Source organism: Arthrobacter sp. 05T47, from assembly GCF_056395825.1.
Genome location: NZ_JBFTKG010000043.1, coordinates 1 through 13,956, shown reverse-complemented (window position 1 = coordinate 13,956; position 13,956 = coordinate 1). Strand labels below are relative to the sequence as shown.

Here is a 13,956-nt window from a genome sequence, read left to right as displayed (position 1 = left end):
TACTTCTTCGGCTGGCCACCGACCTCCCGCTACCCAATCTGACTTCAGGAGAAACCATGACCGCCATTCCCACCGTCACGCTCAATAACGGGGTCCAGATGCCGCAGATCGGTTTCGGCGTCTTCCAGGTGCCCGACGACGACACCACCGCCGCGGTCAGCGCCGCTCTCGCCGCCGGCTACCGGAGCATCGACACCGCCGCGATCTACGGCAACGAGGCAGGCACCGGACGTGCGCTGGCGGAATCCGGGATTGCCCGCGACGAATTGTTCATCACCTCCAAGCTCTGGATCGAAGACCTCGGCTACGACGCCACCCTCGCGGCCTACGAGTCCAGCCTGGACAAGCTCGGCCTGGACTACCTTGACCTCTACCTGATCCACTGGCCCGCTCCCGGGCTGGGCAAATACGCGGACTCCTGGCTGGCCCTGGAGAAGCTGCTGGCCGACGGCCGGGTCCGGGCGATCGGCGTTTCCAATTTCCTGCCCGAACACCTGCAGACGCTCATCGACCTCGGCGGTACGGTGCCGGCGGTCAACCAGGTGGAGCTGCACCCGGCCCTGCAGCAGCGGGATATCGGTGCCTTCAATACCGCCTACGGAATCGCCACCGAGGCCTGGAGCCCGCTGGCCCAGGGAGCCCTCCTCGAGGATCCGGCCATTCTTGATATCGCGTCCCGGTACGGCCGGAGCTCGGCGCAGGTGATCCTGCGCTGGCACCTGCAGCAGGGACGGATCATCATTCCCAAGTCGGTCACGCCGTCGCGGATCAGCGAAAACCTGGACGTGTTCGGCTTCGACCTGTCAGCGAACGAGCTGGCAGTCATCGACAGCCTCGAACGGGACGGCCGCACGGGCCCGCACCCGGCCGAATTCAACGGCTAGCCAAGCTAGACACAGGGCGGCGCCCGCTCAGGGGAGCGCATACACGCGGCGGGCGTTCTCGCGCGCGACCAGTTGCACGATCCTGCGGGCGTCCGCCTCCGAACAGTCGTCGTCGGCGATCCATCCGCCCACCACCTTGGCGATTGCGTTGCGCCACAGCCTCGCCCCGAGGTAGTGAAGTTCGGCCGGGCCGAGGGCGTCGGAGGAGTACAGGATCCTCGTGAAGGGCGCCAGCTCGAAGGAGCGGGCCACCAGATCCCGGCTCCGTGACCCGGTGTAGTTCACGGCGAGGCCCACGTCGATGTAGACGTTTTCGAAGGCGTGGGCAAGGTAGCCGGCTTCGCGCTCGAACGGATAGCAGTGGAGCAGCATGATGGGTGCGTCCCGGACTTCGGCGGACCGCAGAAAATCCAACAGGTACAGGGGATTGGTCTTGTGGAGGTCCAGGTCTCGGTCGCCGAATCCGACATGGAACTGCACGGGAAGCTTCATCGACACGGCCGCATGGATCCCGTGGGCAATGAGGGTCACGTCGGTGAGCCTCGCCTTGGTGCCAGCGCGCGGGTTCTGCTGCCAGCGGCGGGCTGCCTCAGTGACCGCCGCCGGTGTGCGCCGGCTGAGGTCCTGGTCGAATCCTGCGCGGTAGGCGAGAACGGTTTTGACGCCCACGGCGCTGCGGGTGAGGTCGTGGAGCCGCTGGCCGAACTCGTCGACATAGTCTGCCGGGTTGGCAATCTCCCGGATCAGCGACTCGGCGAGCAGTTCCAGCCGAACGATCTCGTGGGTTCGCCCGCCGGAGACCTCAGCCATGCCGGCCATGCCGAGATAGTCAGCGGCGTCCAGTCCTGTGTCGATCAGCCAGTCGCTTACCCCGGCAGCGCGGGTCATGCGCCGGCTGACCTCGAGTTCTCCAAGCTCGGCGCGACGGCTCCAGTATTCCGCCGGTGAGGCGTGCCGGGGCAGATCAAGAATGCCGCTGCACCAGCGCCGGATGGCGAGCCCGATTTGTGTGTTGTAGGCGTCTCCGGGGTTGGCCAGCGGTTCGGTGTTCCCTTCGTTCAGCGAGTTCTGAAAGCGTGCCTCATCACCGTCGGCGTGAAACGCGCCATGCACGTGGTGATCGACAAGGCTGACGTGTTCGACGAAGTCCGGGAAGTCACCGCCCGCCATCAGATCGACCAGGCAAGTCGAAAGCGTTCGGCGAGCTCGTCCGGAGTGAGTTCGGCTGCGATGCGCTGTTCGTAGCGCCGGACGGCCACCGTGGCGTCGATGACGGCGTCTCCGAGAAGCCTGCGGGCAAGGCCTGAGTTGTCTAGGGTGTCGATGATGGCGGCGGGGGAGTCTGAGAGCTTTCGGACGTTTGCCTGCTGCCGTTCCTCGTCCGAAAGCCGCCCGGGGTCACCGGGGATCTCCTCCGGAAGCCGGCGTCCGCCGCGGATACCGTCAAGGGCGAGGGCAAGGATGGCCGCCGAGGCCAAATAGACGTTCGACGACGGGTCGACGATTTTCACCTCGACGTTGGCTCCGTGCGGATTGCCCTGGCCCTCGCGCAGGAAGCGCACCGAGGCTTCCCGGTTTTCCAGGCCCCAGCACAAGTAGGCACCCGACCACGTGCCGGGCGCCAACCGGCTTCCGGACAAAACTGACCCCGTGAGGAAGCCCTGGACATCCGGGAGCCCTGCGATGATTCCGCCAATGGCAGCGCCTCCCTCGGCGGAGATGCCGCGCGGTCCGCTGCCGCCGGAGAACAGCGGCACTCCGTTCTTTCGAAGCGAAAAGTGCTGGTGGGCGCCGTTCCCAACGCTGCCGGGAAAGGGCGACGGCGAGAACGAGGCCATCATGCCGTGGGCCCTGGCGACGATGCCCACGATAATCCTGGCAAGGACCACCGTGTCCGCGGCCTGGACCGGCGGGGCCGGGGGAAGGGAAAACTCGAACTGGTTCCTGCCGTACTCGGCGTGAAGCTGCTCCAGGGGAAGCCCGGCCTGGTTCAGCGCTGACAGCAGGTCATCGAGGAATTCCGATCGGTCCAGAAGGCCCATTGCCCCGTACGGAACCCAGGGCGCGGTTTCCAGCGCTGAACCATCCGGGGCGACGAGAAAGAATTCAAGTTCGTGGCCCACGAGCGCCTGGTACCCGGCCTCGACCAGGCTGCCCTCGATGTCGGCCAGGCAACCGCGGGCACAGGCCGGAGAGGCGGCTCCATCCTGTTCGAAAAGGCGGGCCGGTGCCCATGCGCGGCCGCCGGGCAGGACACGAAGTCCCGCGATGTCGATCTTCAGGCGCATATCGCCGACGGTGGTGATGCTGTCCGTGAACGCTATCCCGCCGTCGATGGTGAAGACGTGCCAGACGGGGGCGGCGCCCATCCCGGATTCGTGGAAGATCTTGAGCCGCGCCAGCGGAACGCTCTTGGCCAGGGTGATGCCCGAAGCATTCACCACCGTGCCGATCACGGTGCGGACGCCGGCCGCTTCGAGCTCGCGGTGGGCTTTCGCAACGGCGGATTCGTCGGCTGATGCGATGGGGGTCATGCGCCTATCATGCGGCCGCTCCTCATCCAATGAAAGGCTCACCCAATGAAAGACGCCCCCTCTGCACTGGGATCGCACCCGGGCACGGGTTTCCGGCCAACAGCCCGAGGCCCATGCGGCGCCCGGGAAACCCGACGGCGGCACGTCCCGCCGTCGTCCGCCTCGGCGTCCTAGATATCCGCAAGCGTCAGCGCCGGCGGCGAATTTCCGTCGATGTCCAGGACGCCGAACTCCTTCGCCACCGCAGCGGCGATGAGCACCTGGCCGGTCCGCGTCATCAGGTCCGGATCATGGAACAGCGCATTGATCACCCGGCCGATGAACTCAGGGCTTTCGCTGGTCGAGAGATCGAATGCACCGCTTTCCGCCGCGGCCAGGACCGCCTCGGTGCGGACCAGTCCGGGGTAGAGCGAGATGACCGGAATGTCGAACGGTCTGAGCTCGACGGCCATGTCGGAGGTCATCTTGTCCGTCGTCGCTTTGGCGATGCCGTAGATCGTGTTGCCGAGGTGGCGCTGCGCGGCCCAGAAGCTGATGTTGACGATCAGGCCGCGGTGCCGCCGCATCATCATGCGCGCCGCGTGCGCCGAACACACAAATGCGGCGCGGACGCCGGCGTCCATCATGCCGGTCCAGCGATGCGGCGCCTGCTCCCAGAACGGTGCCGGCCACGTGAACGCGCCGCCTTCGACCATCTTCTCGTACCCGCCCCAGGCGCAATTGACCAGCAGGTCGAGGCGGCCGCCCTCGGTCCGGATCGTGTCGAACACGTGCGCGGTCTCGTCATCGTTGAGATGGTCGCAGCGCAGGCGCACGATCTCCCGCGGGAGGTCCGCCTGCTCGATCGACCGGCCCGTGCCATAAACCCGGAACCCCGCGGCCTGAAGGGCAAGCGCGATGCCCCGGCCGACACCGCGGCTCGCGCCGGTCACCAGCGCAACGCCACCCGTTGGCGCGTCACTGCGTTCGCGTTCGCTGGTCATGCCAAGCGGCCCCCGCTTACATTTCGTCCCGTGATCCCCATGATAGGCCGGGCCCGGCGCCTGGTGCCCGCGACTTTCTCGGGCCCAGCACCCGGAGGCGGCCCTATCTAAAAACGCACCCTTCGGGTTTACTGGGCCGCAAGGCTGACACGCGAAACATGGAGGGGGAACCATGCAGTCCAAAGGAACATGGCAAATCGCAGCGGGCTCGATATTGCTGGTGGCCACGTTGTTCACGCTACCGATGCCACTGGTTGACGTGCTCTCGGGCAGCGCCGGACAGGGTGCGGCGGCAGTGTTCGTGCTGGGACTCGCGCTTCTAGCCGCTGGCCTCGGTTTGGTCGCCGTGGGTCTGTACAAGCGATCGCGGAACCTAAAGACGGCGCGCAGTTACGACACCAGGGAGCCCGCATCCTCCGACGAGGACCGGCCGACCAATCCTCATTCGATGCCCCATAGCTATGGCGCCCTTCCGCCTCCGGGGTAGACACTCCCAGCTCAAGAAACCAGAACCTCAAGAACCCAGAACCACAAAAAATAAGACGACGACGGCGGGTTGTCCCGCCGTCGTCGTTCGTGCTGCCCTGAAACCAGCACTGCCGCGGTGCCCTGAGAACGCGGCCTGAGGCCTTGAGGCAGCGCTTCGGCGCCTTAAATCCGGCTATACCCGGTGGCTGCCGCGACGACCGCATCACCCTCAACCCCTTGACGATGTGACCTGCGTCGCGTAAATTGTTCAACAATTCGGATTGTTCAACAATCCAACAATTGATCCATTTATTGAACGCAGTCCCGACTTCCGCAGCCCATCACGGTAGCCGCACACGCACCCGAATGTCCCGACCCGCATCGCCGCAGGCCCGGACCGACAAGGCGCACCAACACCAGCCGCCCGCACTTGGCTGACATCCACACTCTTCATGGAGGTACACATGGCCGCTTCATCCGTAACGGCCCCCGCTGACCCGAAGCCCTTTGTAGGGCGCAAGGGCATGTACAAGGCATTCGCGGCCAGCCTGACCGGAACCGCACTGGAGTTCTATGACTTCGCTGTCTACTCCGCCGCGGCCGCGATCGTTTTCCCGCTGATCTTCTTCCCGGCCTCGGACCCTGTCACGGGCACCCTGTTGGCCTTCTCCACCTACGCCGTGGGCTACATTTCCCGGCCCGTCGGCGGCATCATCTTCGGCCGGCTCGGCGACGAGATCGGCCGCAAGAAGATCCTGGTCATCACGCTCATGCTGATCGGCGCCGCCACGTTCCTCATCGGCCTGCTGCCCACGTACGGCAACATCGGCATCATGGCCCCCGCCATCCTGGTCTTCCTTCGCTTCGCGCAGGGTGTTGGCGTCGGCGGCGAGTGGGGCGGGGCAGTGCTGCTCTCCAGTGAATTCGGTGACCCGAACCGTCGCGGCTTCTGGGCATCCGCCGCGCAGATCGGCCCGCCCGCCGGTAACCTGATGGCCAACGGCGTGCTTGCCGTCCTGACCATGGCCCTGTCCGAAGAGGATTTCCTGAACTTCGGCTGGCGAATTGCCTTCCTGATCTCGGCCCTGTTGGTGGCCTTCGGGCTCTGGATCCGGCTCAAGCTTGAAGACACCCCCATCTTCAAGGCCATGGAAGCCAAAGGAGACAAGCCCAAGTCCCCCATCCGCGAAGTCCTGGCAACCCAGCGCCGCCCCCTCATCGCAGCCATGCTCAGCCGCATCGGCCCGGACGTCCTCTACGCTTTGTGCACCGTCTTCATGCTCACCTACGGCATTCAGAAACTTGGCTTCGACCGCGGCCAAGTGCTGGTGGCCGTCCTGATCGGTTCGGCACTCCAGATTTTCACCATGCCGCTCGCCGGGGCCATCTCCGACCACATCAACCGCCGGCTGGTCTACGCAATCGCCGCAGTGGCCGCCGCCGTCTGGGGGTACCTGTTCTTCATCGTCCTCGAAGGTCGATCCCCGGTCATGCTGATCGTGGGAACGGTGCTGGGCCTGCTCTGCCACTCGTTTATGTACGGACCCCAGGCCGCGTTCGTTGTTGAACAGTTCTCGCCGCGGCTCCGCTCCACCGGCAGTTCGCTGGCCTACACCTTCGCCGGAATCGTCGGTGGCGCAATCGCACCGTTCATGTTCACCCTCCTGCTGAGCACCTTCAACAGCTGGGTCCCGGTTGCCATCTACCTCAGCGTTGCCTGCCTCCTGACCCTGGTGGGCCTGGCCCTGGGCCGGGACTCCGACGTTGCCGAGGACCAGGAGTACCTGCAGCCTTCAACTGAGCTGGTGGAAAATGAGCCGGCTGTAAATGAGCTGGTGGAGGCCCGATGAACCAGGCCAACGCACACCTGGCACCCTCCGATGCGCGCCTGAAGTTCCGCAGCGGCCTGGTCACCCCCACCTCCGGGTGGAGCGACGGCTACACCCAGGCAAACCTGATAGCGGTGACGGCGGACTACGCCGACGAATTCATCGAATTCTGCCGGCTCAACCCCAAAGCCTGCCCCGTCATCGACGTAATCCCGGCGGGACAGTACCAGAGCGCCCTCGCCGCGGGGTCGGACATCCGCACTGACATCCCGGCCTACCGGGTGTGGGTGGACGGCGAACTTGCCGGCGAAGTCACGGACGTCGCATCGGTCTGGCGTGATGACATGGTAGGCGTCCTCATCGGCTGCAGTTTCACCTTCGAAGCCGCGCTTGCCAGCGCGGGCGTCCCGCTCCGGCACACCGAAACCGGCCGCAACGTCCCCATGTACCGCACGAACATCGAGTGCACCCCTGCCGGCCGAATCCACGGGCCGATGGTGGTCTCCATGCGCCCGATGCCGCCCGAACTGGTCCAAACGGCCATCAGGGTGACGTCGGAAGTACCTAAGGTTCACGGCAGCCCGGTTCACGTCGGGACGCCCGGGGACCTCGGCATTGCCGACATCAACCTCCCCGACTTCGGCGACGCGGTGGAGATCCGGCCGGGAGAAGTGCCGGTTTTCTGGGCCTGCGGCGTGACGCCGCAGAGCGCAGTGATGGCATCAAGGCCCGCCTTCGCCATCAGCCACGCCCCCGGACACATGTTCATCACTGATGTTCCCGAAAGCACCTACCGGGAACGGACAGGAGCGTCATCGTGAAGAAGAGATTTCCCGTAGCCGAGAAACGGGCACGCAGGATCGTCAAACTCTCAGCGCCGCGGCGGCAAGCCACGGGCACCCACTGCGAACTGACCGGAGTCTGGCAGAGCCCGGCCGGAGCGAGCATCTCGATGCACGAGGGCCAGCTCCTCCCGAGTGATGCCGGCCGGCCGTGTGTCTGGACGTACGCAGGCCAGCCGGCCAGCAAGGCCGATTCCGCAGGTGCCCGGTGGGCGGCTCCGGAGTATCACAGACTGTAAGGGCACCAAACGGGAAGCGGACGACGGCGGGACTTCCCGCCGTCGTCCGCTTCCGGCGACTCCGGTGCCGTGCCATACCTCCAAGGCTCGGCATTCGGCCTCCACGAACCTCCCCGGCCGGCGGACTAGTTGGCCTAGCCTCGCGGACGCGGACCGGCTTGCGGTTGTTATCGTCAAACAACGCGTCATACGGACCCACCTCTTGCAACCGGCCCCCGCAACAAGTAACGTGTGAGCCGTGTCACCCACCAGTGGCACAGCTTATGATCTGCGGCGGGAGAGTCCTGCCGGTACGTTCAGCAGGCGCCGTAGGAGCAAATCCTCCCCAGGAATCTCTCAGGCCCACGTACCGCCGCGGCAAGGCAACTCTGGAAAGCAGTCCGGGAAACCGGGCTCACCGACGGTGCAAGTGGCGCCTGCTAACAGCAGGCAACGCGGAAACTCTCAGGTCCAATACAGAGCGGGGAGGAACCCGAATCATCGTGGCACTATGTGCCACCTGAATTATGGAGTTCCTCATGACGATTCAGTCGTCCCCGTCCACGTTCGCAGACCGCCATATCGGTGCGCGCCGCCAAACAGACATCGACACCATGCTCAAGGCCGTCGGCTACGACAGCGTAGACGGCCTCGTAGACAATGCACTCCCCGCTTCCATTCGCCAGGAAAAGCCGCTCAGCCTGGACAGCGCCCTCAGCGAAGTTGAGGTGCTGGCCGAACTGCGCAAGCTGGCTTCCAAGAACAAGACCGCCGTGCAGATGATCGGCCAGGGCTATTACGACACCGTCACGCCGCCGGTCATCCGCCGCAACATCCTCGAGGCCCCCGCCTGGTACACGGCCTACACGCCCTACCAGCCGGAGATCTCCCAGGGCCGGCTCGAGGCACTGCTGAACTTCCAGACCATGGTCCAGGACCTCACCGCGCTGCCGGTCGCCAATGCGTCCCTCCTCGACGAGGCCACCGCCGTCGCCGAAGCCGTGCTCCTGATGCGCAGGGCAAATAAGTCCGCAGGACAGAACGCAGGTGCCCGCGACGGCAAGACCGTCCTCGACGCCGACTGCCTCCCGCAGACCATCGCCATTGTGCGGGGCCGCGCCGACGCATTGGGCTTCGAGGTCGAGGTCGCCGACCTCTCCCAGGGACTGCCCGCCGGCGACATCAACGGCGTCGTCCTGCAGCAGCCGGGCGTTTCCGGCCGGGTGTGGGACCAGTCCGCCGTGATCGCAGAGGCCAAAGGCCGCGGCGCCCTGGTCACCGTGGCAGCGGACCTTCTGGCCCTGACCTTGATCACCCCTCCGGGCGAGCAGGGCGCGGACATCGCCGTCGGCTCCACGCAGCGCCTGGGCGTGCCGCTGTTCTTCGGCGGCCCGCACGCGGCCTACATGGCGGTGCGCGAAGGCATGGAACGCACGCTTCCCGGCCGAATTGTTGGCGTCTCCAAGGACAACGCGGGCGTCCCCGCCTACCGTCTGGCCCTGCAGACCCGTGAGCAGCACATCCGCCGTGAGAAGGCCACCTCCAACATCTGCACCGCCCAGGCGCTGCTGGCCATCGTCTCCTCGATGTACGCCGTCTACCACGGTCCCGAGGGCCTGAAGGCCATCGCCCAGACCGTCCACAACAACGCCCGTGCCCTCGCCGCCACGCTCAAGATCGCTGGCCGGGAACTGGTGGCCGAGGCCTTCTTCGACACTGTCACGGTCCGCGTTCCGGGCAAGGCCCGGAAGGTCATTAACGCTGCCGAGGCCCGCGGCATCAACCTGCGCCTCATCGATGCGGACACAGTTGGCGTGTCAGTCGATGAGACCACGACGGCGGAGGTCCTCTCCGCGGTGGTGGTCGCCTTTGGCGCCGGTCCGGTGGTGGAGGCCAAGGGCTTCGAGCTGCCCGAGGCTGTGCTGCGTTCCTCCGACTACTTGCAGCACCCGGTGTTCAACACCCACCGTTCCGAAACCCAGCTGCTGCGCTACATCCGCAAGCTCTCGGACCGCGACCTCGCCCTGGACCGCACCATGATCCCGCTGGGCTCGTGCACCATGAAGCTGAACGCCACGGCCGAGATGGAAGCCATCTCCTGGCCGGAGTTCGCCTCCATCCACCCGTTCGCCCCGGACTCGCAGACGGCCGGTTGGCGCGAACTGATCGAGGGCCTGGAAGCGGACTTGACCGAGATCACCGGGTACGACCAGGTCTCCATCCAGCCCAACGCCGGGTCCCAGGGCGAACTCGCGGGCCTGCTGGCCATCCGCGGCTACCACCTCTCCCGCGGTGAGGCCCAGCGCAACGTCTGCCTGATCCCTGCCTCGGCGCACGGCACGAACGCGGCCTCGGCCGTGCTGGCCGGCATGAAGGTGGTCGTCGTGGCTACGGCTTCGGACGGCACGATCGACCACGCCGATCTTCAGGCCAAGATCGAGGCCAACAAGGACGTCCTCTCGGCGATCATGATCACCTACCCGTCCACCCACGGGGTGTACGACGCCGACGTCCGCGAGGTGTGCGACTCCGTGCATGCGGCCGGCGGGCAGGTCTACGTCGACGGCGCCAACCTGAATGCGCTCGTGGGCCTGGCCCAGCCGGGCCAGTTCGGCGGCGATGTCTCGCACCTGAACCTGCACAAGACCTTCTGCATCCCGCATGGCGGCGGCGGACCCGGCGTCGGCCCGGTTGCGGCCAAGGCCCACCTGGCACCGTTCATGCCGGGCGACGCCAACAAGGCCGCGCACGAGGCCGGCGCTACCGAACCAGGAACCGGAGTTGCGATCTCCGCCTCCCGCTACGGCTCCGCCGGCGTCCTGCCGATCTCCTGGGCGTACGTGAAGCTCATGGGCGGCCAGGGCCTCACCGAGGCCACCAAGTCCGCCCTGCTGGCGGCGAACTACATCGCGGCCCGCCTGAACGAGTTCTTCCCGGTCCTGTACACGGGCGAGGGCGGCCTCGTGGCGCACGAGTGCATCCTGGACCTGCGCGAACTGACGGCCAGGACCGGAGTGACCGCCGAGGACGTGGCCAAGCGCCTGATCGACTTCGGCTTCCACGCCCCCACGCTGTCCTTCCCCGTTGCGGGCACTCTCATGGTGGAGCCCACCGAGTCCGAGGACCTTGCGGAGATCGACCGGTTCATCGACGCGATGATCACCATCCACGCCGAGATCGAGCAGGTCGCCGCCGGGGACTTCACCGTGGAGGATTCCCCGCTGCGCAACGCACCGCACACGGCTGCCGCAGTGGTCTCCTCGGACTGGGCCCGCAAGTACCCGCGCGAGCAGGCTGCGTTCCCCGTCCACACGCTCAGGCAGGACAAGTACTTCCCGCCGGTCGGGCGCATCGACGGCGCTGCCGGGGACCGCAACCTGGTCTGCTCCTGCCCTCCGCTTTCCGAATTCGAAAACTAAGGATTCCCGATGACTGAGAACTACACAGCACTTTACGAAGAGCACAAGAAGGCCGGCGCCTCCTTCACCGACTTCGGCGGCTGGCAGATGCCGCTGAAGTACTCCTCCGAGCTGGCCGAGCACCACGCCGTGCGCAACGCCGCCGGCCTGTTCGACCTCTCCCACATGGGCGAAGTCTGGGTCACCGGTCCGGACGCCGCAGCGTTCCTGGACTACGCCCTCGCCGGGAAGCTGTCGGCAGTCGCCGTCGGCAAGGCCAAGTACTCGCTGATCTGCCAGGAAGACGGCGGCATCATCGATGACCTGATCTCCTACCGCCGTGGCGAGCAGAAGTACCTCGTGGTCCCCAACGCCGGCAACGCCGTGGTGGTCGCCGCGGCACTGGCCGAACGGGCTGGTTCTGCCCAAGAAGGCGGGTTCGACGTCAAGGTGGAGGACGTTTCCGCCGAGACGTCCCTGATCGCCGTCCAGGGACCGAACGCGGAAGCCATCCTGCTGACGCTGGTCCCGGCCGAGCAACACTCGCTGGTCACGGAGCTCAAGTACTACGCCGCCGTCGAGGTAGGTTTCACGGTCAACGGCGCTGTCAAGGAGCTGCTGCTGGCACGTACCGGGTACACCGGCGAGGACGGCTTCGAGATCTACGTGCCGAACGAGGACGCAGCGGCCCTGTGGGAGGCGTTGCTGGAAGCCGGTGCAGGCCACGGGCTCATCCCCGCCGGACTGGCCTGCCGGGACTCGCTGCGCCTGGAAGCCGGCATGCCGCTCTACGGCAACGAGCTCTCCCGCGAAGGCAACCCCTACGCGGCGGGCCTGGGTCCGGTTGTCTCGCTCGCCAAGGAATCGGACTTCATCGGAAAAGCTGCCCTGAGCGAACTCAAGGCAGCCGGCGCCGGCTCCACCACCGGCCGCAAGCTGGTGGGCCTCAAGGGCCTGGGCCGCCGCGCGGGCCGCGGGCACTACCCGGTCCTCAAAGACGGCAACGTCGTCGGCGAAGTCACCTCCGGCCAGCCCAGCCCCACGCTCGGTTACCCGGTCGCCATGGCCTACGTCGACGTCGAGTTCACCGAGCCCGGCACCGCACTGGACATCGACCTGCGCGGCAAGGCCGAGCCGTTCGAAGTTGTCGCACTGCCGTTCTACAAGCGGGACAAATAAGTCCCGTCGGGACCGACGCCCACCACAGATTTTTAGTCAGACGAGATTTAAGGAATTGAAATGAGCAAAGTTGTAGCCGAACTGAAGTACTCCGCGGAACACGAGTGGGTTGCCGCCGACGGATCGGGCCCTGCGGGGATTGGCATTTCGGCCGTGGCTGCCGATGCCCTGGGTGACATTGTGTACGTGGACCTGCCCGAGGTCGGTTCGACGGTGACGGCGGGGGAGACCTGCGGCGAGGTGGAGTCGACCAAGTCCGTCTCGGACCTGTACGCCCCCGTCACCGGCGAGGTCACCGAAATCAACCCCGCCGTCGTCGATGATCCGGCGCTGATCAACAGCGATCCCTACGGCGCGGGCTGGCTGTTCAAGGTCGCCGTGACCGAAGAGGGTCCGCTGMTSTCGGCGCAGGAGTACGCGTCCAAGAACGGTGGCGAACTGTGAGCGCCGCGATGTCCACCACAACCTTTGAGCAGGTTGTCTCCCCGAGCCTGGACGCGGATTTGTCCGCGCTGGATCCGGAGATCGCCGCGAGGATCGACGCCGAGCTGTCCCGCCAGCGCGACGGCCTGGAAATGATCGCCTCGGAGAACCACACCGCGGTGGCYGTGATGCAGGCGCAGGGTTCGGTGCTGACCAACAAGTACGCCGAGGGCTACCCGGGCAAGCGCTACTACGGCGGCTGCGAGCACGTCGATGTGATCGAGCAGCTGGCGATCGACCGGGTCAAGGCCCTGTTCGGCGCCGGGTACGCGAACGTGCAGCCGCACTCCGGTGCGCAGGCGAACGCCTCCGTGATGCACGCCCTGATCCGTCCGGGGGACACGATCATGGGCCTGAACCTGGCCCACGGCGGACACCTCACGCACGGGATGAAGATCAACTTCTCCGGGCGGCTCTATAACGTCATCCCGTACCAGGTCCGCGAACAGGACCAGCGGATCGACATGGCCGAGGTCGAGGCCCTGGCCCAGGAGCACAAGCCGGCGCTGATCGTGGCCGGCTGGTCCGCGTACGCCCGGCAGCTGGACTTCGCGGAGTTCCGCCGGATCGCCGACTCCGTGGGCGCCTACCTGATGGTGGACATGGCCCACTTCGCCGGCCTCGTGGCCGCCGGGCTGCACCCGAGCCCGGTCCCGCACGCCCACGTCACCACGTCCACCACGCACAAGACCCTCGCCGGTCCGCGCGGTGGGATCATCCTTTCCAACGACGCCGAGATCGCCAAGAAGATCAACTCGGCGGTGTTCCCGGGACAGCAGGGCGGGCCGCTGGAGCACGTGATCGCGGGCAAGGCCGTGGCGTTCAAGATCGCCGCGTCCCCGGAGTTCAAGGAGCGCCAGGAGCGTGTCCTGGCCGGCGCCCGGATCCTCGCGGACCGTCTGGTCCGGCCGGACGTGACCGCGAAGGGGATCAACGTGATCTCCGGCGGCACCGATGTGCACCTGGTCCTGGTGGACCTGCGCGAGTGCGAGCTCAATGGGCAGGAAGCCGAGGACCGCCTCGCGGAGATCGACATCACGGTCAACCGCAACGCCGTCCCCTTCGATCCGCGCCCGCCGATGGTCACCTCGGGGCTGCGGATCGGCACCCCCGCGCTGGCCACCCGCGGCTTCGGCGA

General features: G+C 66.4%; 10 protein-coding genes and 2 riboswitches. Of the genes, 7 read left to right on the top strand and 3 right to left on the bottom strand.

What is annotated here, in order from left to right:
• The first annotated feature begins 56 nt into the window (after window positions 1–56).
• Complete coding sequence (locus AC1DEY_RS20415) at window positions 57–884, top strand: aldo/keto reductase (RefSeq protein WP_476869565.1); 828 nt, start codon at window positions 57–59, stop codon at window positions 882–884.
• Window positions 885–911: 27 nt separating this feature from the next.
• Here the strand turns inward: AC1DEY_RS20415 and AC1DEY_RS20410 are convergent, their stop codons facing one another.
• The 3 genes from AC1DEY_RS20410 to AC1DEY_RS20400 form a co-directional block, all read right to left on the bottom strand.
• Complete coding sequence (locus AC1DEY_RS20410) at window positions 912–2,054, bottom strand: amidohydrolase family protein (RefSeq protein ID WP_476869564.1); 1,143 nt, start codon at window positions 2,052–2,054, stop codon at window positions 912–914.
• On the bottom strand, window positions 2,054–3,418 hold the full coding sequence (locus AC1DEY_RS20405; RefSeq protein WP_476869563.1) for a type I glutamate--ammonia ligase: 1,365 nt from the start codon (window positions 3,416–3,418) through the stop codon (window positions 2,054–2,056). Before AC1DEY_RS20405 ends, AC1DEY_RS20410 begins: the two co-directional genes overlap by 1 nt.
• Before the next feature lie 170 nt (window positions 3,419–3,588).
• Window positions 3,589–4,401, bottom strand: a complete 813-nt coding sequence (locus AC1DEY_RS20400; protein WP_476869562.1) for an SDR family NAD(P)-dependent oxidoreductase — start codon at window positions 4,399–4,401, stop codon at window positions 3,589–3,591.
• Between the two features lie 932 nt (window positions 4,402–5,333).
• On the opposite strand from AC1DEY_RS20400, the gene AC1DEY_RS20395 reads away from it, so the two are divergent.
• The 6 genes from AC1DEY_RS20395 to glyA form a co-directional block, all read left to right on the top strand.
• Window positions 5,334–6,719, top strand: a complete 1,386-nt coding sequence (locus AC1DEY_RS20395; RefSeq protein WP_476869561.1) for an MFS transporter — start codon at window positions 5,334–5,336, stop codon at window positions 6,717–6,719.
• Window positions 6,716–7,519: a putative hydro-lyase gene (locus tag AC1DEY_RS20390; protein ID WP_476869560.1), complete on the top strand. Its 804-nt coding sequence runs from the start codon at window positions 6,716–6,718 to the stop codon at window positions 7,517–7,519. Before AC1DEY_RS20395 ends, AC1DEY_RS20390 begins: the two co-directional genes overlap by 4 nt.
• Window positions 7,520–8,043: 524 nt before the next feature.
• A riboswitch (glycine riboswitch) is annotated at window positions 8,044–8,141 on the top strand.
• A gap of 1 nt (window position 8,142) precedes the next feature.
• A riboswitch (glycine riboswitch) is annotated at window positions 8,143–8,248 on the top strand.
• Between the two features lie 37 nt (window positions 8,249–8,285).
• Window positions 8,286–11,177 (top strand): aminomethyl-transferring glycine dehydrogenase, encoded by a 2,892-nt coding sequence (gene gcvP, locus AC1DEY_RS20385; protein WP_476869559.1) that lies wholly within the window; start codon window positions 8,286–8,288, stop codon window positions 11,175–11,177.
• A 9-nt stretch (window positions 11,178–11,186) separates the two neighbouring features.
• Window positions 11,187–12,335, top strand: a complete 1,149-nt coding sequence (gene gcvT / locus AC1DEY_RS20380; protein WP_476869558.1) for a glycine cleavage system aminomethyltransferase GcvT — start codon at window positions 11,187–11,189, stop codon at window positions 12,333–12,335.
• Between the two features lie 60 nt (window positions 12,336–12,395).
• A complete protein-coding gene (gene gcvH, locus AC1DEY_RS20375; protein WP_476869557.1) occupies window positions 12,396–12,779 on the top strand; it encodes a glycine cleavage system protein GcvH in 384 nt (127 codons plus the stop codon).
• Window positions 12,780–12,787: 8 nt separating this feature from the next.
• A partial coding sequence (gene glyA, locus AC1DEY_RS20370) for a serine hydroxymethyltransferase (protein ID WP_476869556.1) occupies window positions 12,788–13,956 on the top strand: 1,169 nt, incomplete at its 3' end.